Here is a 20,415-nt window from a genome sequence, read left to right on the forward strand (position 1 = left end):
TAATGACCCACATAAGCCGTCATGATCGCCGTATGCCCCGAGTCGATAACGCCGAGACCACTGTGACCGCTGAGCCGACCGCGGCCGCCACGACCACTGCGACCACTGCGACCACTGCGACCACTGCGACCACTGCGACCACTGCGAGCGAACCTGCCGGCTCCTCAGTGCAGACCGCCCCTGCTCGGGCGCGCCCGTCCCGCTCGGGCAAGCCGCAGGGGCAGTGGAAGGTCGACGGCACCGCACCGCTGAACGCCAACGAGGAGATCAAGGCCGCTGACAACGGGCTCAACGTGCGCGAGCGCATCGAGCGGATCTACGCTCCCGGCGGTTTCGACTCGATCCCCGATGACGACCTCCACGGTCGCTTCCGCTGGTGGGGCCTGTACACCCAGCGCAAGCCGGGCATCGATGGAGGGCGCACCGCACAGCTGGAGCCCCATGAGCTCGAGGACCGCTACTTCATGATGAGGGTGCGCACCGATGGCGCCGCGCTCAGCCCGCAGGCGCTGCGAGTGCTGGGCACCATCTCCACCGAGTTCGCCCGCGGCTCGGCGGACATCTCGGACCGGCAGAACATCCAGTACCACTGGGTCGGGATCGAGGACGTCCCCGAGATCTGGCGACGTCTGGCCACGGTGGACCTCGAATCGACGACCGCCTGCGGCGACACCCCGAGGGGCTTCCTCGGTAGCCCGGTGGCCGGGATCGCGGCCGACGAGATCATCGATCCCACCCCGGTGATCACGGAGATCAAGCGGCGGTACCTCGGCGACCCCGACCTGGCGAACCTGCCCCGCAAGTTCAAGACCGCGGTCACCGGCCACCCCAGCCAGGACGTGGTCCACGAGATCAACGACATCTCCCTGGTCGGCGTGGTCCACCCCGAGCTGGGCCCGGGGTACGACCTGTGGGTGGGCGGCGCGCTGTCCACCACTCCCCGACTGGCCGAACGGCTCGGCGCCTTCGTGCGCGAGGACCAGGCGGCCGACGTCTGGCACGGCGTGGTGAGGATCTTCCGCGACTACGGCTACCGCCGGCTGCGGAACAAGGCCCGGCTGAAGTTCCTCCTGGCCGCCTGGGGCCCCGAGAAGTTCCGCGAGGTGCTGGAGAGCGAGTACCTCGGATACTCGCTGGCCGACGGGCCCGCCGCCGGTGCGCCCGTCGGCCCTGCCGACCACGTCGGCGTCCACCCCCAGAAGGACGGCCGCGTGTATGTCGGCGCGACCACCACGGTGGGCCGCGTCGGAGGCGGGCTGCTGAGCGCCCTGGCGGACCTGGTCGAGACGGTGGGTGCGGAGGCGGTCCGGCTGACACCGTTCCAGAGCGTCGTGGTGCTCGGTGTCCCCACCGACGGGGTCGATGAGCTGCTGACAGGGCTCGATCAGCTCGGACTCAGCACCCGTCCCAGCCCGTTCCGGCGCTCCACCATGGCGTGCACCGGGCTCGAGTTCTGCAAGCTCGCGATCGTCGACACCAAGGACACCGCCGCACACACCATCTCGGTGCTGGAGGACCGGCTCCGCGACATCACGCCGCAGCTCGAGGACTCCATCAGCCTGCACGTGAACGGCTGCCCGAACTCCTGCGCCCGGATCCAGACGGCGGACATCGGGCTGAAGGGCCAGATCGTCACCACCGAGGAGGGGGAGCAGCTGCCCGGGTTCCAGGTGCACCTGGGCGGCTCTCTGGCCGCCCCCGGGCTCGAGCAGCCCCAGCTCGGCCGCACCCTGCGCCAGCACAAGGTCGCCGCCCGCGATCTCCCCGACTACGTCGAACGCGTCGTGCGGCGCTTCGTCGGATCCCGAGCCCCCGGCGAGTCCTTCGCCGTCTGGGCCCACCGCGCCGAGGACGAGGAGCTGCGATGACCCGCCGGAGCACCACCCATGTCCAGACCACCAGCGCCGACGAGCCCGCCCGGCCCGCCGCCGCCCGGACCTGCGATGCGACCACCGCCGCCGCTGATGCCCGGGCAGACCCCGCCGCGCGCACGGCTGCTCTGCGGGCGCTCGCCGAGGAGGCCTCGGCGCGCTTCGCCGCTCTCGAGGAGACCCTGGCTCCCGATGAGCTCGCCGCCGCCGTCAGCGCCTGGGCAGCACACACCTTCGGCGCCGACCTCGCCGTCGCCTGCAGCATGGCCGATGCCGTGCTCCCCCACGTCGTCTCCCAGCACCTCCCCGGCGTGGACGTGCTCTTCCTCGAGACCGGATACCACTTCCCCGAGACCCTCCGGACTCGCGACCGCGTGGCGCGTGAGCTCGACGTGACGGTGGTCGACGTGCTCCCCGAGCGCACGGTGCCCCAGCAGGATGCCGACCTCGGCGCCCAGCTCCACGACCGCGATCCTGCCGCCTGCTGCGCACTGCGCAAGGTGGACCCGCTGCGCCGGGCACTGTCCGGCTACGACGCCTGGGTCACCGGGGTGCGCCGGGAGGAGGGCCCCACCCGTGCCGACACTCCCCTGGTCACCTATGACGAGGCCTTCGACCTGGTGAAGATCAACCCCCTGGTCACCTGGTCGTTCGGACAGCTCATGGGGTACTCCCATGACCACGGCCTGCCGGAGAACCCACTGCTGGAGCAGGGCTACCCGAGCATCGGCTGCGCGCCGTGCACTCGCGCCGTCGCCCCGGGCGAGGACCCCCGCGCCGGCCGCTGGGCCGACTCCGACAAGACCGAGTGCGGCCTCCACCCGGCCGGTGACTCCCCCTCCACCATCGCCCCTCTGTCCCTGCTCACCGTCGACACCACCCAGGAGCCCACATGACGACTCCGGTCCAGGACCCACACGCCGTGGACACCGCCCGCCGGCACCCCGACCTGCTCGATGCGCTCGAGAGCGAGGCCCTCCACATCATCCGCGAGGTGGTCGGCGAGCTCGAACGCCCCGTGATGCTGTTCTCCGGAGGCAAGGACTCCGTGGTGATGCTGCACCTCGCCGCGAAGGCGCTCTGGCCGGCGCCGGTCCCCTTCCCGGTGCTCCACGTGGACACCGGGCACAACTTCCCCGAGGTGCTGCAGTTCCGCGACGCTGCCGTGGAGCACTACGGCGTCCAGCTCTACGTCGCCTCCGTCCAGGACTACCTCGACGACGGCCGGCTGCAGGAGCGCAGCGACGGCACCCGAAACCCCCTGCAGACCCTGCCGCTGCTCGACGCGATCGAGGAGCATCGTTTCGACGCCGTCTTCGGCGGCGGCCGGCGGGACGAGGACAAGGCCCGTGCCAAGGAGCGCATCGTGAGCCTGCGCAACTCCTTCGGGCACTGGGATCCCAAGAACCAGCGTCCGGAGCTCTGGGACCTGTACAACACCCGGCGTCGGCCCGGCGAGCACGTGCGCGTCTTCCCGCTGTCGAACTGGACCGAGCTGGACGTGTGGCGCTACATCGCCCGCGAGGGCATCGCCCTGCCGACGCTGTACTACGCCCATGAGCGGGAGGTCGTCGAACGCGACGGGATGCTCCTGTCCCCCGGAGACTGGGTGCACCTCGGCGAGGGCGAGGAGTCCAGTGTGCGCACCGTGCGCTACCGGACCGTGGGCGACATGTCCTGCACCGGGGCCGTGGCCTCCACCGCCTGCGACGTCGAGGCGGTGATCGCCGAGGTCGCGGCGACCACGGTCACCGAACGCGGCGCCACCCGCGCCGACGACCGCCTCTCCGAGGCCGCCATGGAGGATCGCAAGAAGGAGGGCTACTTCTGATGAGCACGACGACGATGAGCACCGAGCAGACCGGCGCCGGCACGGCCAGCACCACCGGGCCCGCGAGGACCGGGCCGACGACAGGGACGGCGACGGACGGCACGGCAGCGGGCCCGGTGACGCCGACCCTGCTGCGCCTGGCGACCGCCGGCAGCGTGGATGACGGCAAGTCGACCCTGATCGGTCGGCTGCTGCACGACACGAAGTCCGTGCTGGCCGACCAGCTGGCGGCTGTCGAGGACGCGAGCCGACGCCGCGGCTGGACCGGCGAACTGGCGGACCTCGCGCTGTTGACCGATGGTCTGCGGGCGGAGCGGGAGCAGGGCATCACGATCGATGTCGCCTACCGCTACTTCGCGACCGCCGAGAGGTCCTACGTGCTGGCGGACACCCCGGGCCACGTCCAGTACACGCGCAACACCGTCACCGGCGCCTCCACGGCCGACGTGGTCGTGGTGCTGGTCGATGCCCGCAACGGGGTGGTCGAGCAGACCCGCCGCCATCTCGCGGTGGCGGCGCTGCTGCGGGTCCCCCACGTGGTCGTGGCCCTGAACAAGATCGACCTGGTCGAGGATCCTCAGCGGGTCCACGAGCAGGTCGCCGCCGATCTGGCCGACGTGGCCCGGGCGCTCTCCGGCGCCGTGCCCCCGGTGGTCCCCCTCTCGGCGCTGCGCGGCGACAACGTCGTCCATGCCTCGGAGGAGACCCCCTGGTACGCGGGGCCGACGCTGCTGGCGCTGCTGGAGTCCCTGCCGCCGGCCCGCGACCTCCAGCACGACGGGTTCCGGATGCCGGTCCAGCTGGTGATCCGTCCCCAGCACGGTGCCCGGGACGCCACGCACGTCGACTACCGCGGCTACGCGGGGCTCATCACCTCCGGGACGGTCGAGGTCGGTGACCGGGTGACCATTGCCGGATCCGGCCGCGCCACCACGGTGGCCGGGATCGATCTGGACCGCTCCGGCGTGCAGCGCGCCGAAGCAGGCCTGTCCGTCACCCTGCGGCTGAGCGAGGACGTCGACGTCTCCCGCGGGGATCTGCTCGCCGCCGGGGACGTGCCCTCCCCCAGCGACAGCTTCTCCGCCGTGCTGTGCTGGTTGTCCGAGCGTCCGCTGCGGGCGGGCTCCCGCGTGCTGATCAAGCACGGGACCCGCACGGTGCAGGCCCGTGTGACCGCGGTCCGGGATCGCCTGGACATCTCCACCCTCGAGCACGAACCGGCCGACCAGGCCGAGCTCAACGACCTCGTCCGCGTGGATCTGGACCTCGCCCAGGCCCTCCCCGTGGAGGCGTACTTGACCTCCCGGACGGGCGGCGCCTTCATCGTGATCGACCCTCAGGACGCCACCACTCTCGCCGCCGGGATGGTCGATGATCCCGAGCGGCCCTGAGGCGGCCGTCGTGCTCCTGGAGCTGCTGCCCGCCGGGATTGCCGGCTTCCTCGCGCAGATGATCGACGGCGCCCTCGGGATGGGCTACGGGGTCACGTCGGCCTCGCTGCTGCTCGCGACGGGAATGGCTCCTGCCGTGGTCGCCGCGACCGTGAAGTTCGCCCAGCTGGGCACGACGCTCGCCTCCGGCGCCAGCCATTGGCAGGCCCGGAACGTCGACGGACGGATCGTGGCGAGGCTCGCGCTCCCCGGCGGGCTCGGCGCCCTGGCCGGTGCGACCGTGCTGTCCTCCCTGTCCCTCCAGGCCGCGGCGCCGGTGATGTCCGCTCTGCTGCTGATCCTCGGGATCCTGGTGATGGTCCGCTTCGTCACCCGGCGCAGCCGGCCGGTCACGACGGACGGTGCGAGCCCGCGGCGAGGGCTGCTGGTCCCGCTCGGCCTGGTCGGCGGTCTCGTCGACTCGACCGGGGGCGGAGGCTGGGGGCCGGTGGTGACCTCGACCCTGCTGACCTCCTCCCGCACGGCGCCGCGGACCGTGATCGGCTCCGTGGCCACTGCGGAGTTCGTGGTCACCGTCTGCGCGAGCATCGGGTTTCTGCTAGGGCTCGGTCTCGACCGGGTCTCGCTCGGGCTGACCCTCGCGCTGATGATCGGCGGCGTGCTCGCCGCGCCCCTCGCGGCACGGCTCGCCGGGCGACTGCCCGCCGGCATCCTCGGAGTGCTCGTGGGGAGCCTGATCATCACCCTGAACCTCGGGCCGACGCTCAGCGGTCTCGCCGTGCCGGCGCCGGCGCGGCTCGCGGTGCAGAGCGGAGCGGCGCTGGCGTGTCTCCTGCTCCTCGCCGCGGCGCTGCGCCGCCACCGGGCCTCACGCGCCCTGCCCGCAGGGGCTGACGAGGCTGTCCCCTCCTTGCCGGTTCCTTCCTGATCGAGCTTCCCGTCCCGTCCTGATCGAGAGACCTCCATGCCCTCCATGCCCTCCACCGACCTCGCCCACGGCGACGCCCTGCCCACCGCCATGCTCGACCGAGGAGCCGTGGCCCTGATCGGGGGCGGACCGGGCGCGCTGGACCTCATCACCGTCCGCGGACTGTCGCTGCTGCGCCAGGCCGACGTGGTGATCGTGGACCGGCTGGGCCCCGTCGGCCTCACCGCGCTGCTCGGCCCCGAGGTCGAGGTGATCGACGTGGGCAAACGGCCGGGCGCCCACACGGTGCGTCAGGACGGGATCGAGGAGCTGCTGGTGCGCAAGGCCCACGCCGGTCACCGGGTCGCCCGACTCAAGGGCGGCGACCCCTTCGTGCTCGGCCGCGGCGGCGAGGAGGTGCTCGCCTGCCGCGCCGCCGGTGTGCCGGTCCAGGTGGTGCCCGGGGTGACCTCGGCGATCGCCGGTCCCACCGTCGGGGACGTCCCGGTGACCCATCGCGGCGCTGCGGTGGCGCTCCACATCGTCAACGCCCATGGAGATCTGGGGCCGGCGGATCTCGCGGCACTGCGGGACCCGGGCACCACGACCGTGCTCATGATGGGCGTGGAATGGCTGCCCCGACTGGTCGAGCAATCCCTGCTGAACGGCGTCGACCCCTCCACCCCCGTGGCGATCGTGCAGAGCGCGACGCTCACGGACCAGCGGGTCGTGCACGGCACCCTGGCCACCATCGAACGGGTGGCCGCAGACGCCGAGATCTCCCATCCCGCGGTGATCACCGTCGGCCGGACCGCTGCCGCAGGCTTCCTGGACCCGTCCGCCTCCGGCACCGCGCTCCGTGGGCCCAGCCGAGAAGCCCCCGCCCCCGCCGTCGAGAGCGCGCGCCCGGCAGCGATCGCGGCGTCGGCCCCGGTCCTGATCGGCTGCGCGCACGGCACCCGGTCCCGGGAGGGACGCGACGTGGTGCGGGCGATCCTGCGACGCATCGGCGAACTCGTCCCCGGGATCCCCGTGCGCGAGGCTTATGTCGATGTGCAGTCGCCCGACGTGGCCGACGCGGTCGCCGACCTCTCCGTGCCCGCGCCCGACGTGCGCACCCGCGAGGACGACGCCGCGCCGGCGGCCGTCGTCGTCCCGCTGCTGCTGTCCACCGGATTCCATGTCAACCAGGACATCGCCGCCGCGGTCACGGGCCGGGAAGCGGCCGCCGGGGCGCCGCTGGGCCCCGATCCGCGCCTGGCCGAGGTCATGGCGCAGCGGCTCGCGGAGGCCGGAACCCACAGCGAGAACGCAGTGGTCATGGGCGTGGTCGGCACCCGGGATCCTGCCGGGCAGGCCATGGCCCACGAGATGGGCCGGGTGCTCGCCCGGCGTCTGGGCCGCGAGGTGAGCGTCGGCTTCCTCGCCGCGGCATCGCCCACCGTGGCCGAGGCCGTCGCGAGTCGGCGCGCCGCCGGCGCCCGCCGAGTCGTGGTCGCGAACTACCTGCTCGCACCAGGGCAGTTCACCAGCCAGCTCGAGGACGCCGGCGCTGATCTGGTCGCCGCTGCGCTCGGTGACCATCCGCTCGTCGCGGAGATCGCCGTGGACAGGTACGAGGCGACGCTCGGGGCCTGAGACCGAGGGGTCCCGGGCCCCGAGCGTCGGGGGTGTCCAGAGCGTCCGGAGTGTCCGGAGCGTCCCGATGGTGCGGGTCGGACCAGCGGGCGACGGGTCGGACCAGCGGCGGTCAGTCCAGCGGGCGGCGGGTCGCCCCGTAGGTCGCCGAGCGCACCAGATGCGCGTACACCTTCAGCGCCTGGGAGACGACGCGATCACGGTTCACCGGCCGCCACGGCAGCGTTCCCTTCGCCTCACGGCGCCGGGCGAGCTCTTCCTCGGGGACATCGAGCTCCAGCAGGCGCTTGTCGACGTCCATGATGATCGTGTCGCCGTCCTCGATGAGGCCGATCAGGCCACCCTCGGCCGCCTCCGGGGAGATGTGGCCGATCGAGACGCCGCTGGTGCCGCCGGAGAAGCGGCCGTCGGTGATCAGTGCGCAGGTCTTGCCCAGACCGCGTCCCTTGAGGAACGAGGTCGGGTAGAGCATCTCCTGCATGCCGGGCCCGCCCTGCGGGCCCTCGTAACGGATCACCACGACGTCGCCGGCCTTGACCGTCTTGTCGAGGATCTTCTGGACCGCCTCCTCCTGGGAGTCGCAGACCACTGCGCTGCCCTCGAAGTGGAAGAGGTCCTCGGTGACGCCGGCGGTCTTGAACACGGCGCCGTCGCGGGCCAGGTTGCCCTTGAGCACGGCGAGGCCGCCGTCCTTGGTGTAGGCATGCGGGACCGCGCGGACCACGCCCTCCTCACCGTCGGTGTCCAGTTCGTCCCAGGTGTTCGTGGTGGAGAAGGCCTGCGTGGTGCGCACGCCGCCCGGGGCCGCGTGGAAGAGGGCCTCGGCCTTCTTCGAGGCGGAGCCGCCGCGGATGTCCCACTCCGCCAGCCAGCTGGCGAGGTCCGGGGAGTGCACCGTGTGGATCGTGTGGTCCAGCAGCCCGGCGCGGTCGAGCTCCCCGAGGATGGCGGGGATGCCGCCGGCACGGTGGACGTCCTCGACGTGCGCGGTGCCGTTGGGGGCCACCTTGGACAGCGTGGGCACCAGGCGGGAGATGCGGTCGATGTCATCGAGACCGAAGTCGACCCCGGCCTCGATCGCGACCGCGAGGATGTGCAGGATCGTGTTCGTGGAACCGCCCATGGCGACATCCATCGCCATCGCGTTGGAGAAAGCGGCCTTGGTGGCGATCGCCCGCGGCAGCACCGACTCGTCGCCGTCCTCGTAGTAGCGCGTGGCCAGCTCGACGATCTTCCGACCGGCCTCGAGGAACAGCTCCTTGCGGAACGCGTGGGTGGCGAGCGTGGTGCCGTTGCCGGGCAGCGAGAGGCCGAGCACCTCGGTGAGGCAGTTCATCGAGTTGGCGGTGAACATGCCCGAGCAGGAGCCACAGGTGGGGCAGGCATTCTCCTCCACCTCGGCGAGCTGCGCATCGGTGATGGAGTCGTCGGCGCTGAGCGCCATCGCATCGACCAGGTCGATCCGGTTCTCGGTGACACCCTCGACGGGCTTGCCGGATTCGGAGGGCCCGCCGGAGACGAAGATGACCGGGATGTTCAGGCGCATCGCGGCCATCATGTGGCCGGGGGTGATCTTGTCGCAGTTGGAGATGCACACCAGGGCATCCGCCGTATGCGCGTTGACCATGTACTCGATGGAGTCGGCGATGATGTCACGGCTGGGCAGCGAGTAGAGCATGCCGCCGTGGCCCATCGCGATGCCGTCGTCCACCGCGATGGTGTTGAACTCCTTGGAGATGCCGCCGGCCTCGGCGATGGAGCTCGCCACGAGATCGCCCATGTTCTTGAGGTGCACGTGACCGGGGACGAACTGGGTGTACGAGTTCGCGATCGCGATGATCGGCTTGCCGAAATCACCGCTCTTCATGCCGGTCGCGCGCCAGAGGGCGCGAGCACCGGCCATGTTGCGGCCGTGGGTCGAGGTGCGGGAACGAAGCTGAGGCATAGGGACATCTGACCACCCCGGACGCCCCGGCACCAAGACGCCGCCACTACTAGTGGTGGAACTGATAGTTTTCACGCCAGGGACGACCTGCCGACCAGGAGGCTGCATGACCGATGGACCGCGCGCCGAGCTCGGCACTTTTCTGCGACGACGCCGCAACGAGGTCGTGCGGGCCGACTACGACCTGCCGCCCGTGGGCCGCGGGCGCACCACGGGCCTGCGTCGGGAGGAGATCGCGTTCCTCTCCGGGGTGAGCGTCACCTGGTACACGTGGCTCGAGCAGGGCCGGGACATCAACCCCTCGCGCCAGGTGGTCGACGCGGTCGCCGTGAACCTGCGCCTGACCGAGGCGGAGCACGACTACGTGCTCGGTCTGGCCGGCTTCGCTCCTCCCCCGCGCCCCGTGCTCGCCGAACCCGCACCGGTTCCCTCGCACGTGCAGCATCTGCTGGACGCCCTCGACCCTGCCCCGGCCTTCGCGCTCACGCCGCACTGGGACATCGCCGCCTGGAACCGGGCGTACGAAGGACTGTTCCCTGCGGTCCGGGACGCCGAGGCGACCCAGCGGAACCTGCTGCAGTTCATCTTCACCGACCCGTGGGTGCGTTCGATGCTCCCGGACTGGGAGCGCACCAGCCGGCAGTTCCTCGCCGAGTACCGTGCCGAGGCCGGTGGCCGGGCCGGCGGTCCGCAGCATGTGCGTCTGGTGGGGCACCTGCGGGCCGAGAGCGAGGAGTTCTCCCGCGCCTGGGACGCCCACGAGGTGGAGCGCTTCGCCTCACGGCGCCGGGAGTTCCTCCATCCGGTCGTGGGACGTCTCGTGTTCGAGCAGGTCAACGTCGTGCCGCAGGACGCACCGGATCTCCACGTCGTCTCCTACCTCCCGCTGCCCGAGGAGGGCACTCCTGCGGCGGCGGCGCGGCTGCTGGAGGGCTGAGCGCCTCCTCGTGCGCGGGCAGCGAGCCCGCGGGCTGCCGCGGGCTGCCGCAGGCTGCCGGGAGTCCTGGCAGGTCCGAGAGCACAGGAGCGCCCGGGGCCGCATGGTGACGGCTCCCGGGCGCTCCTGTGCTCCGGTAGCGCTGTGCTCCGGCGCGGATCCGCTCAGCTGACGCCGAGCTTCTCCATGATGATCTCGCGCACGCGGCCGGCGTCCGCCTGACCGCGGGTGGCCTTCATGATCGGGCCGATGAGAGCGCCGATGGCCTGGATCTTGCCGCCCTGGATCTTCGCGACCACGTCGGGGTTGTCGGCGATCGCCTGATCGACGGCGCCCGTGAGCACCGAGTCGTCCGAGACGACGGCGAGGCCGTCCTTCTCGACGATCGCGGCCGGATCTCCCTGGCCACTCAGGACCTTGGTGAGCACCTGCTTGGCGATCTTGTCGTTGATCTTCTTCCCGTCGACCAGGCCCTGCAGCTCGGCGATCTGAGCCGGGGTGACGGCCAGCTCCTCCAGCTCGGAATCCTGCTCGCGGGCGACCCGCGCCAGCTCGCCCATCCACCACTTGCGGGCGCTCTGCGCGCTCGTTCCGGCGGCGACGGTCGACTCGATGAGGTCGAGGGCACCCGCGTTGATCGCATCGCGCATCTCGAGGTCGGTGAAGCCCCACTCGCCCAGCAGGCGGCGACGGCGCGCCGCCGGGAGCTCGGGCAGGCTGCCGCGGATCTCCTCGACCCATTCGCGGCTCGGAGCGACGGGCACCAGATCCGGCTCGGGGAAGTAGCGGTAGTCCTCCGCGTCGGACTTCGGGCGGCCCGAGGACGTGCCCCCGGTGTCCTCGTGGAAGTGGCGGGTCTCCTGGATGATCTTCTCGCCGGCGTCGAGCACGCCCGCCTGACGGGAGATCTCGTAGCGCACGGTGCGCTCGATCGACCGGAACGAGTTCACGTTCTTCGTCTCGGTGCGGGTGCCGAGCTCGGCCTCGGGGTTCTCCCGCAGCGAGACGTTGATGTCGGCGCGCACGTTGCCGCGCTCCATCTTCGCCTCGGAGACGTCCAGCGCCCGGAAGATGTCGCGCAGGGTGCGCACATAGGCGGCGGCGACCTCGGGGGCGCGGCCCTTCGTGTTCGGGATCGGCTTGGTGACGATCTCGACCAGCGGCACGCCGGCGCGGTTGTAGTCGACCTGCGAGTGGGTCGCACCGTGGATGCGCCCGGTGGAGCCGCCGACGTGGGTGTTCTTCCCGGCGTCCTCCTCCATGTGGGCGCGCTCGATCTCCACGCGGATGATCTCGCCGTCCTCCAGCTCGACGTCGACCCAGCCCTCGTAGCAGATGGGCTCGTCGTACTGCGAGGTCTGGAAGTTCTTCGTGAGGTCCGGGTAGAAGTACTGCTTGCGCGAGAACCGGCAGTTCTCGGCGATCGAGCAGTTCAGCGCCAGGCCGATCCTGATCGCGTATTCGACGGCCTTGTGGTTCACGACCGGCAGCGCGCCGGGCAGGCCCAGCGAGGTCGGGGTGATCGCCGTGTTGGGCTCGGCGGCGAAGATGTTGGGCGCGCCGTCGAACATCTTGGTGGCGGTGCCCAGCTCGACGTGGACCTCGATGCCGAGCACCGGGTCGAAGCGCGAGATGGCCTCGTCGTAGTCGACGAGTTCGATGTCGGTTGCTGCACTCATCACTTCGCTCCTGACGTGAGCTCGGGGGCCTTGGCCAGCAGGGGGCCTCCCCAGGAGTCCTCCAGCAGTGCCTCCAGGGCGCCGCCCACCCGGTAGAGGCGCTCGTCGGCGCGGGCCGGGGCGAGGAACTGGATGCCGGCGGGCAGGCCGTCCTCGGCGAGACCGCTGGGGATCGAGATGCCCGGCGTGCCGGCGAGGTTCGCGGGAATGGTGGCGATGTCGTTCATGTACATCGCCATCGGGTCGTCGACCTTCTCGCCGAGGCGGAAGGCGACGGTGGGCGAGGTCGGCGAGGCGAGCACGTCGACCTGCTCGAAGGCGGCGGCGAAGTCGCGCTGGACGAGCGTGCGCACCTTCTGGGCGCTGCCGTAGTAGGCGTCGAAGTAGCCGGCGGACAGCGCGTAGGTGCCCAGCAGGATGCGTCGCTTGACCTCGTCGCCGAAGCCGGCGCCGCGGGTGGCCTTCATGACGTTCTCGGCGGTGGGGTGGTCCTCGGGGATCACGCGCAGGCCGAAGCGCATGCCGTCGAACTTCGCGAGGTTCGAGGACGCCTCCGAGGGCATGATCAGGTAGTACGCGCCCAGCGCGTAGCGGAAGTTCGGGCAGGAGACCCGCACGATCTCCGCGCCGGCGCGCTCCAGCTGCTCGAGGGACTCGGTGAAGCGGGCGCTGACCTCAGGGGCGAAGCCCTCGCCCTCGAGCTCCTCGATGACGCCCACGCGCAGCCCCTTGACGTCCTTGCTGCGGGCGGCCGCGGCGAAGGAGCCGACGGGATCGGTCAGCGAGGTCGAGTCGTGGGGGTCGTGGCCCGCGATCAGCTCGTGCAGGAGCGCCGAGTCCTCGACGGTGCGGGTCACGGGGCCGGCCTGGTCCAGCGAGCTGGCCATGGCGATCAGGCCGTAGCGGGAGACGGAGCCGTAGGTGGGCTTCACGCCCACGGTGCCGGTGACGGCGCCGGGCTGACGGATCGAGCCGCCGGTATCGGTGCCGATCGCGAGCGGGGCCTCGTAGGAGCCCACGGCCGCGGCGCTGCCGCCGCCGGAGCCGCCGGGGATGCGGTCGCGGTCCCACGGGTTGCGGGTGGGGCCGTAGGCGCTGGTCTCGGTGGACGAGCCCATCGCGAACTCATCCATGTTGGTCTTGCCGAGGATCGGCAGGCCGGCCTCGCGCAGGGCCGTGACCAGGGTCGCGTCGTAGGGCGGGATCCAGCCCTCGAGGATCTTGGAGCCGGCGGTGGTGGGCTGGCCCTCGGTGACCACGACGTCCTTGACGGCGATCGGCACACCGGCGAGCGCGTGCAGCTCCTCGCCGTCGGCGCGGCGGGAGTCGATGTCCCGAGCGGTGGCGAGGGCGGCGTCCTGGTCGACGTGGAGGAAGGCGTTCAGGTCGCCGTCGACGGCGCTGATGCGATCCAGGTGGGCGCGGGTGAGCTCCTCGGAGGAGACCTCGCCTGCGTTCAGCGCGGCCGCCTGGGCGGCGGCGCTGCGACGGATGATGTCGTTCATCGGTGGGGTCACTCTCCTCTCACTCCTCGCCCAGGATCTGCGGGACGGCGAAACGGCCGTCCTGCGCGTCAGGAGCGCCGGCGAGCGCCTGCTCCTGGGTCAGCGTGTTCTCGACGACGTCCTCACGGAAGACGTTGGTCATGGCAATGGGGTGGGACGTCGCGGGAACATCCTCGGTGGCGACCTCGGACACGGAGGCGACAGCATCCATGATGGAGTCGAACTCGCCGGCGAAGCGGTCGATCTCCTCATCGGTGAGCTGGATCCGTGCGAGGTCGGCGAGGCGTGCGACGTCATCTCGTCCGATCGAAGGCATGAGGCACATTCTAGGCGCTCGCCGACAGGGCGGGGACGACCGGCGCAGGCGGCTCAGGAATCAGGGGTCGGCGGCGCGTCTGCCTGCTTCCGGTAGTGATAGCTCCCGCGGGGACGGAAGCCGAGTCCCTGGTAGAGCGCGGCGGCGGGGGCGTTGTCCTGCTCGACCTCGAGCAGGGCGAGATCCGCCCCCTGGACTGCGGCGATCGCCAGCAGGGTCTGCGAGACGGCGCGGCCGAGTCCTTCACGACGGCGCTGCGGATCCACCGCGATCATGTTCAGGATCGCTGCGGTCCCCCGGCCCGCCTCGACCAGGGCGGCGCGGCCGACGGCGACGGGTGCGCCGCCGCCGTCGACGTCATCGCCGTTGCCGTTGCCGTTGCCGTTGCCGTTGCCGTTGGAGCGGAGCAGCACCTGCACCGAGGGCGTGCCGGCGAGGATGTCGTGCATCGTGGCGCGGGCGTCGTCCCCGTCGCGGGGCGCCAGCGACCAGGCGGCCTCGAACCAATCCTCGTCCAGCGCTCCGGTGCGGATCTCGGCCGACGGATGCGGGGCCGCGGTGCGGGCGCGGTCCAGCGGGAGCTCGAGCAGGGTGCTGTGACCGGTGGCGTCGTACCCGCGCGCGGCGAGGAGGCCGTCGAGCGTTTCGGGGCCGTGCGCGTCCAGGACCCGGAAGCAGGCCTGCTCCCCGGTCATCGCGAGCAGTCCCTCGATCCGTTCGACCGCGGCGAGGAGCGAGGCCTCGTCCGAGGGGGCGTCCACGGCGACGGCGCTGTTGGCGCGGCGGGTGATCCCCCGCGAGCGCAGCAGCGCGAAGCCGTCCACGTCCAGGCGCTGCAGCGGCCGCCACCCGGCGATGAGCGCCTCGACGAGGTGGTATCCGCCGAGCGCCCTGCCTGACGCGGGGCGTGCGGAGTGACGGGCCGACCTGCGATCGGCCTGGGACGAGGTGCGACGGGATCGAGGGCTCACCTGATCGATCGTAGTCACCTCCCCGGTAGACTTCCGCCCACCAGCCGAGGTCCCTGAGGCCGACTCCTGAAGGAAGGCGCCGTCATGTCTGTCGACCCGAACGTCGATCACCACGCCCACGATCCCGAGGACGAGGACCAGCCCTCGGACGATCCGACGATCCGGGAGGCGCAGGAGCTCGAGGCCAAGATGCGCCGCGCGCTGGCGACCAAGGAAGATCCGCTGCGCGATGACGAATCCACGTCGGAGCGTCTGCGCCGTCTGGCCCGCGAGAACTCCGCCTCCGACGACACCTGAGCCTCCCAGCGACCTCTCCTCCCCATCGGGGCCGGGACGGGTTCTGTCCACCACGGCGCTCTGCCAGCTCGCGCGTCGGCACGAGTTGCCACACTGGGGGCATGGAACCCTCGCAGCCCTCCCCCGCCCCGTCCGACTCGGCACTGCACGACGAGGCGCAGCAGGCTCTGGCCGCGCTCACCGGGCGCCCCGATGCCGATTTCCATGCGGGGCAGTTCGAGGCGATCTCGGCACTCGTCGAGGAACGGCGCCGCGTGCTCGTGGTCCAGCGCACGGGATGGGGGAAGTCCGCCGTCTACTTCCTCGCCTCCCTGCTGCAGCGTCGCCGCGGCGCTGGACCGGCACTCATCGTCTCCCCGCTGATCGCGCTCATGCGCGACCAGGTCGCCGCGGCCGCGCGAGCCGGGGTCCGGGCCGAGGCGATCAGCTCGGCGAACCCCACGCAGTGGCAGGAGATCGAGCAGAGCCTCGCAGCCGATGAGATCGATGTGCTGCTGGTCTCCCCCGAGCGTCTGGTGAACCCCCGCTTCCGCGGAGAGCAGCTGCCCCGCCTGGTCGAGCGCTGCGGCCTGCTGGTGATCGATGAGGCGCACTGCATCTCCGACTGGGGGCACGACTTCCGGCCCGACTACCGCCGGCTGCGGGATCTCGTCGCGCAGCTCGGCCCGGAGGTGCCCGTGCTCGCCACCACCGCGACCGCCAACAGCCGCGTGGTCGCGGACGTCGAGGAGCAGCTTGGGGTCATCGCGCAGGGCCCCGAGACGACCACCTCGGGGGTGCTGACGCTGCGTGGCCCGCTCACCCGGCGATCCCTGCGACTGGGCTCCCTGTCCCTGCCCGATGACCGGCAGCGGCTGGACTATCTGGTGCGCCACCTGGACTCCTTCGAGGGGTCCGGCATCATCTATACCCTCACCGTCTCCGCCGCGGAGGACCTGGCGACGCTGCTGAACCGTCCCGACCGGCCCGTGCGCGCCTACACGGGGCGCACGGATGCCGAGGAACGCGCCCAGCTCGAGGCGGACCTCAAGGACAATCGGCTCAAGGCTCTCGCCGCCACGAGCGCGCTGGGCATGGGCTTCGACAAGCCCGACCTCGGCTTCGTGATCCATCTGGGCGCACCGAGCTCGCCGGTCGCCTACTACCAGCAGGTGGGGCGTGCCGGCCGTGCGACGGACACTGCTGACGTGCTGCTGCTTCCCGGGCGTGAGGACCGAGCGATCTGGGAGTACTTCGCCACGGCGTCGATGCCCTCGCAGGAGTCCGCGGCGCAGGTGCTCAGCGCTTTGGCGGAGTCCGGCTCCCCGCTGAGCACGCCGGCTCTCGAGGCGCGGGTGGACGTGCGCCGCACCGCGCTCGAGCTGCTGCTGAAGGTCCTCGCGGTCGACGGCGCGGTCGAGGCCGTGCGCGGAGGTTGGATCGCGACCGGTGCTCCGTGGCACTACGACGCCGAGCGGTACGAGAACGTGGCGCGCACTCGTCGCGAGGAGCAGCAGGCGATGCTCGCCTATGAGCGTCTCGGCGCGGACGGCCAGGGCCCCGAGGCGGTCGCTGCGGACCCGGCCCAGTGCAGGATGGTGTTCCTGGCCCGTCAGCTCGACGACACCACAGCCGTCCCCTGCGGCCGCTGCGACGTCTGCTCAGGACCCTGGTATCCCGCGGTCGACGCTCCGGCAGCGGCGGGCTCCGCGGCCGATACCCAGGTCGCCGCGCTGCTGGATCGTGTCGGCGTGCCGGTCGAGCCGCGTGCTCAGTGGCCGCAGGGCCTGGATCGTCTGCAGGTCACTCTCGACGGGAGCGCTCCTCCCAAGGGCCGCATCCCCGAATCCGAACGGGCCGAGGTGGGGCGCGTGATCGCGCGCATGTCGGATCTGGGATGGGCGGTCCCCCTGCGCGAGCTGCTGCGCACCGACGAGAACGGCCACCGCGTCGACGCCGAGGTGCCCGAGCGCATCGGCTCCCGGATCGTCGAGGTCCTCGCCGAATGGGACTGGGCCCGGCGACCCGTCGGAGTGCTGGCCGTGCCCTCGGCCACGCGTCCGCATCTGGTGAGCTCACTCGCCTCGGGCATCGCGTCGGTCGGTCGGCTCGAGAATCTCGGTCAGCTCGGCCTCGCCCCCGAGGCGGCTCCTCTGAACGGGGCTCGCAACAGCGCCTTCCGGGTCGCCGCCCTCTGGAACCGTTTCGCGGTCACCCCGGAGCTGCAGCAGCGCCTGCAGGCCCTGGACGGTGCCCCGATCCTGCTGGTGGACGACATGATCGACACCCGGTGGACGATGACCATCGCCGCGCGCCTGCTGCGGCGCGCGGGCTCCGGTCCGGTGCTGCCGATCGCCCTCGCCCAGGAGGCGTGAGCACCTCGGCGCTGCGGGTCCGCGCCGGCGATCTCGCCGACATGGGGCCCGCCGTGCCGTCGGACTACGCGTCCGTCGACGGTTCCTCGACGGTCTCGTCTGCCGAGCTCTCCTCCACCGCCGTCTCGTCCGGGGCGGCCGCCCCGTCCTCGGCGTCGGCTCCGGTCTGGTCTCCGGCTGCGGCCTCGTCCTCGGCGTCGGCCTCGACGACCGCGTCGGCCCCGCCGTCGAGCAGCGCGACGAACCCGGCCTCGTCGAGGATCCTCAGTCCGAGGTCGCGGGCCTTGGTCTCCTTGGTACCGGCGTTCTCGCCGACCACCACGAAGTCGGTCTTCTTGGAGACCGAGCCCGAGGCCTTGCCGCCGCGGGTGATGATCGCTTCCTTCGCGCCGTCACGGCTGAAGCCCTCCAGCCCGCCGGTGACCACGATCGTCAGGCCCTCGAGGGTCTTCACGAAGCCCTCCTCGACCTCGTCGACCATCCGCACGCCGGACGCGGCCCAGGCATCGACGAGCTCGCGGTGCCAGTCCACGTCGAACCACTCGACCACGGCCTCCGCGATGATCGGACCCACGCCGTCGGTGTCGGCGAGCTGGTCGACGCTCGCCTCGCGGATGGCGTCCATCGACCCGTAGGCGGTGGCGAGAGAGCGTGCGGCCGTCGGCCCCACGTGCCGGATCGACAGCGCGACGAGCACCCGCCACAGCGGCTGGCTCTTCGCCTTCTCGAGCTCGGAGGCGAGGGTCTCGGTGGTCTTCAGCACGGTCGGGGCCTTGTGCTGCGTCCAGACGCCGTCGCGCTTGAAGTGCTTGAACTGCGGACGGGACCAGAAGGCGGGCTGGATGCGCCAGTCCCCCGTCGGCTCCCCGTCACGACGCTCCGGCTGCCAGACGACCACGTCCCGCAGGTCCTCGACGGTGAGGTCGAACAGATTGCTGCCGATGGTGACCACGGGCTCCTGCAGCCCGGGCAGCAGAGGATCCTCCGCCGAGGTGATCTGCAGCAGCGGCACGCCATCGGTGCCCTGGGTGACCCGACCGTTCTTCACCACGACGAAGTTCTCGAGCTCCGCGTCGGAGGCCTCGCGGATCGGGAGGTGGATGCTGTGCCCGGCGCTCAGGGCGGCGAGCGCCTCCCCGCGGCGCTTGTCGGGATCCGTCAGGGCGATGGCGGACTCCTCACCGAGCGCCTCGATGTCGAAGCCTCCTCGGGAGGCGGCGTGCTCCACGCGCCCGGTGACCTGCGCGGGACAGTTCTTCTGGTTGGGACAGCGCCAGTCCTTGTCGCCCTCCCGCTCGGGCCGGATGGTGGTGCCGCAGGCCGGGCACTGCGTGGGCATCACGAAGGGGCGCTCGCTGCCGTCGCGCAGGGAGTCGACGGGGCCCAGGATCTCCGGGATCACGTCGCCGGCCTTGCGCAGCACGATGGTGTCGCCGATCAGCACGCCCTTGCGCTCCACATCGAACTGGTTGTGCAGCGTGGCCTTCTCGACCGTGGAGCCGGCGACGGTCACCGGTTCCATGACGCCGAAGGGGGTGACGCGGCCGGTGCGTCCCACCTGCACCTGGATGTCCAGGAGCTTGGTGGTGACCTCTTCGGGCGGATACTTGAAGGCGGTCGCCCAGCGCGGGGCGCGCGAGGTCGCGCCCAGGGCCCGCTGCTGCGCGAAGGAGTCGACCTTCACGACGATGCCGTCGATCTCGTGCTCGACGTCGTGGCGGTGCTCGCCGTAGTGCTCGACGTAGTCGACCACCTCCTCCGACGAGGTCACGACCTTCATGTAGTGGCTGGTCGGGAGCCCCCAGGACTCCAGCAGGTCGTAGACCTCGCTCTGGGAGCCGACGGGCGGGTCCGGCCAGGCGCCGAGGCCGTGCACCGTCAGCCGCAGGGAGGTGAGCCGGGCGTCGCCCGCCTCACGCTCCAGACCTGTCTTCTTCTCGAGCTGCTGGCGCAGCCCTCCGGCCGCGGTGTTGCGCGGGTTCGCGAAGGTCGGGAAGCGGCGGGTCGCGGCCAGCTGCTCCCGTTCCTCGTCGAACGCGCGCCGGCCCGCGGCCTGACGCGATTCCCAGCGCGAGCGGGATTCGGCGACCGCGCGCTCACGCAGCTCCACCTGGAAGTCGTTCAGACGGGCGAAGTCCGCGGTCGGCATGAACACCTCGCCGCGCACCTCGACCAGGTCGGGATGGCCGCTGCCGGACAGGGACCGCGGGATGCCGGGGATCTGCACCGCGTTGGCGGTGACATCCTCGCCGGTGCGCCCGTCGCCGCGGGTCGCGGCCGTGACCAGCTCGCCGCGCTCATAGCGGAGGTTGATCGCGAGACCGTCGATCTTCAACTCGGTGAGCCAGCGGACGTCCTGGCCGAGCTCGGCGCCGGCATGGGCGCACCAGTCGCGCAGCTCCTGGACGGAGAAGACGTTGTCGAGGCTGAGCATCCGCTCCGCGTGATCGATCTCCGCGAGACCCTCGGCCACCGCGCCGTGCACCGTCTGCGTCGGGGAATCCTCCTTGGCCAGCTGCGGGTGCCGCTCCTCGAGCTCGCGCAGCTCGCGCTCCAGCGCGTCGTACTCGGCGTCGGCGAGGGTCGGGGCGTCATGGACGTAGTAGTCCTCGATCGCCTTCTCGATCTGAGCCGTCAGCTCGGCGATGCGCTGCTGCGCCTGGGTGGCGTCGCCCCCCGAACGCTCGGTGGATGCGGTGTGCTGGGTGTCCTGCTCGTCCTGACTCACCAGGACATTGTGACCCACCGTCCTGACAAGGCATAGCCGGGCGGA

The 20,415-nt window shown here is 71.5% G+C and carries 15 protein-coding genes; 9 read left to right on the forward strand and 6 right to left on the reverse strand.

Annotation, left to right across the window (positions count from 1 at the left end; translation table 11 throughout):
- The first annotated feature begins 32 nt into the window (after positions 1-32).
- Genes CIK71_RS10640 through cobA form a run of 6 tightly spaced genes read left to right on the forward strand, consistent with a single transcriptional unit; the run spans position 33 to position 7,638 of the window.
- Positions 33-1,868, forward strand: coding sequence for a nitrite/sulfite reductase (locus CIK71_RS10640; RefSeq protein WP_096165638.1), 1,836 nt, complete (start codon positions 33-35; stop codon positions 1,866-1,868).
- Entirely contained in the window at positions 1,865-2,767 is a 903-nt protein-coding gene (locus tag CIK71_RS10645) for a phosphoadenylyl-sulfate reductase (RefSeq protein ID WP_245857475.1), read from the forward strand. The genes CIK71_RS10640 and CIK71_RS10645 overlap by 4 nt, the downstream gene beginning before the upstream one ends.
- A complete protein-coding gene (gene cysD / locus CIK71_RS10650; protein ID WP_096165642.1) occupies positions 2,764-3,702 on the forward strand; it encodes a sulfate adenylyltransferase subunit CysD in 939 nt (312 codons plus the stop codon). Before CIK71_RS10645 ends, cysD begins: the two co-directional genes overlap by 4 nt.
- Entirely contained in the window at positions 3,702-5,093 is a 1,392-nt protein-coding gene (locus tag CIK71_RS10655; RefSeq protein WP_096165645.1) for a sulfate adenylyltransferase subunit 1, read from the forward strand. The genes cysD and CIK71_RS10655 overlap by 1 nt, the downstream gene beginning before the upstream one ends.
- Positions 5,074-6,021, forward strand: coding sequence for a sulfite exporter TauE/SafE family protein (locus CIK71_RS10660; RefSeq protein ID WP_245857478.1), 948 nt, complete (start codon positions 5,074-5,076; stop codon positions 6,019-6,021). The genes CIK71_RS10655 and CIK71_RS10660 overlap by 20 nt, the downstream gene beginning before the upstream one ends.
- Positions 6,022-6,066: 45 nt before the next feature.
- Positions 6,067-7,638 carry a uroporphyrinogen-III C-methyltransferase gene (gene cobA, locus CIK71_RS10665; protein WP_245857481.1) on the forward strand — a complete coding sequence of 524 codons (1,572 nt, stop codon included), beginning with the start codon at positions 6,067-6,069 and terminating at the stop codon, positions 7,636-7,638.
- Positions 7,639-7,750: 112 nt separating this feature from the next.
- Here cobA and ilvD read toward each other — a convergent pair whose 3' ends face one another.
- Positions 7,751-9,583, reverse strand: a complete 1,833-nt coding sequence (ilvD, locus tag CIK71_RS10670) for a dihydroxy-acid dehydratase (RefSeq protein WP_096165649.1) — start codon at positions 9,581-9,583, stop codon at positions 7,751-7,753.
- 106 nt (positions 9,584-9,689) lie between these two features.
- On the opposite strand from ilvD, the gene CIK71_RS10675 reads away from it, so the two are divergent.
- Positions 9,690-10,520, forward strand: coding sequence for a helix-turn-helix transcriptional regulator (locus CIK71_RS10675; protein ID WP_096165650.1), 831 nt, complete (start codon positions 9,690-9,692; stop codon positions 10,518-10,520).
- Between the two features lie 164 nt (positions 10,521-10,684).
- Here the strand turns inward: CIK71_RS10675 and gatB are convergent, their stop codons facing one another.
- From gatB to CIK71_RS10695, 4 genes are read right to left on the reverse strand one after another with little or no spacing between them, the layout of a single operon-like run.
- Entirely contained in the window at positions 10,685-12,199 is a 1,515-nt protein-coding gene (gene gatB, locus CIK71_RS10680; RefSeq protein ID WP_096165652.1) for an Asp-tRNA(Asn)/Glu-tRNA(Gln) amidotransferase subunit GatB, read from the reverse strand.
- Entirely contained in the window at positions 12,199-13,704 is a 1,506-nt protein-coding gene (gatA, locus tag CIK71_RS10685; protein WP_096165654.1) for an Asp-tRNA(Asn)/Glu-tRNA(Gln) amidotransferase subunit GatA, read from the reverse strand. The genes gatB and gatA overlap by 1 nt, the downstream gene beginning before the upstream one ends.
- Positions 13,705-13,723: 19 nt before the next feature.
- On the reverse strand, positions 13,724-14,020 hold the full coding sequence (gene gatC, locus CIK71_RS10690) for an Asp-tRNA(Asn)/Glu-tRNA(Gln) amidotransferase subunit GatC (RefSeq protein ID WP_096165655.1): 297 nt from the start codon (positions 14,018-14,020) through the stop codon (positions 13,724-13,726).
- Between the two features lie 53 nt (positions 14,021-14,073).
- Positions 14,074-14,991 (reverse strand): GNAT family N-acetyltransferase, encoded by a 918-nt coding sequence (locus CIK71_RS10695; RefSeq protein WP_096165657.1) that lies wholly within the window; start codon positions 14,989-14,991, stop codon positions 14,074-14,076.
- An 84-nt stretch (positions 14,992-15,075) separates the two neighbouring features.
- On the opposite strand from CIK71_RS10695, the gene CIK71_RS10700 reads away from it, so the two are divergent.
- Together CIK71_RS10700 and CIK71_RS10705 are read left to right on the forward strand one after the other, a co-directional pair.
- Entirely contained in the window at positions 15,076-15,288 is a 213-nt protein-coding gene (locus CIK71_RS10700; protein ID WP_096165659.1) for a hypothetical protein, read from the forward strand.
- Positions 15,289-15,389: 101 nt separating this feature from the next.
- The gene (locus tag CIK71_RS10705) at positions 15,390-17,642 is read left to right on the forward strand and encodes a RecQ family ATP-dependent DNA helicase (RefSeq protein ID WP_096165660.1); all 2,253 of its coding nucleotides are present in this window, start codon (positions 15,390-15,392) and stop codon (positions 17,640-17,642) included.
- 64 nt (positions 17,643-17,706) lie between these two features.
- Here the strand turns inward: CIK71_RS10705 and CIK71_RS10710 are convergent, their stop codons facing one another.
- Positions 17,707-20,370 (reverse strand): NAD-dependent DNA ligase LigA, encoded by a 2,664-nt coding sequence (locus CIK71_RS10710; RefSeq protein ID WP_096165730.1) that lies wholly within the window; start codon positions 20,368-20,370, stop codon positions 17,707-17,709.
- Between the last annotated feature and the right edge of the window lie 45 nt (positions 20,371-20,415).

The sequence above is a fragment of the Brachybacterium alimentarium genome (genome assembly GCF_002332425.1).
GTDB classification, from domain to species: domain Bacteria; phylum Actinomycetota; class Actinomycetes; order Actinomycetales; family Dermabacteraceae; genus Brachybacterium; species Brachybacterium alimentarium.

What these genes read in the sequence shown, in the direction of transcription:
- CIK71_RS10640 (WP_096165638.1), top strand. Translation starts at nt 33, where the DNA reads ATGCCCCGAGTCGATAACGCCGAGACCACTGTGACCGCTGAGCCGACC.
- CIK71_RS10645 (WP_245857475.1), top strand. Translation starts at nt 1,865, where the DNA reads ATGACCCGCCGGAGCACCACCCATGTCCAGACCACCAGCGCCGACGAG.
- cysD (WP_096165642.1), top strand. Translation starts at nt 2,764, where the DNA reads ATGACGACTCCGGTCCAGGACCCACACGCCGTGGACACCGCCCGCCGG.
- CIK71_RS10655 (WP_096165645.1), top strand. Translation starts at nt 3,702, where the DNA reads ATGAGCACGACGACGATGAGCACCGAGCAGACCGGCGCCGGCACGGCC.
- CIK71_RS10660 (WP_245857478.1), top strand. Translation starts at nt 5,074, where the DNA reads ATGATCCCGAGCGGCCCTGAGGCGGCCGTCGTGCTCCTGGAGCTGCTG.
- cobA (WP_245857481.1), top strand. Translation starts at nt 6,067, where the DNA reads ATGCCCTCCACCGACCTCGCCCACGGCGACGCCCTGCCCACCGCCATG.
- ilvD (WP_096165649.1), bottom strand. Translation starts at nt 9,583, where the DNA reads ATGCCTCAGCTTCGTTCCCGCACCTCGACCCACGGCCGCAACATGGCC.
- CIK71_RS10675 (WP_096165650.1), top strand. Translation starts at nt 9,690, where the DNA reads ATGACCGATGGACCGCGCGCCGAGCTCGGCACTTTTCTGCGACGACGC.
- gatB (WP_096165652.1), bottom strand. Translation starts at nt 12,199, where the DNA reads ATGAGTGCAGCAACCGACATCGAACTCGTCGACTACGACGAGGCCATC.
- gatA (WP_096165654.1), bottom strand. Translation starts at nt 13,704, where the DNA reads ATGAACGACATCATCCGTCGCAGCGCCGCCGCCCAGGCGGCCGCGCTG.
- gatC (WP_096165655.1), bottom strand. Translation starts at nt 14,020, where the DNA reads ATGCCTTCGATCGGACGAGATGACGTCGCACGCCTCGCCGACCTCGCA.
- CIK71_RS10700 (WP_096165659.1), top strand. Translation starts at nt 15,076, where the DNA reads ATGTCTGTCGACCCGAACGTCGATCACCACGCCCACGATCCCGAGGAC.
- CIK71_RS10705 (WP_096165660.1), top strand. Translation starts at nt 15,390, where the DNA reads ATGGAACCCTCGCAGCCCTCCCCCGCCCCGTCCGACTCGGCACTGCAC.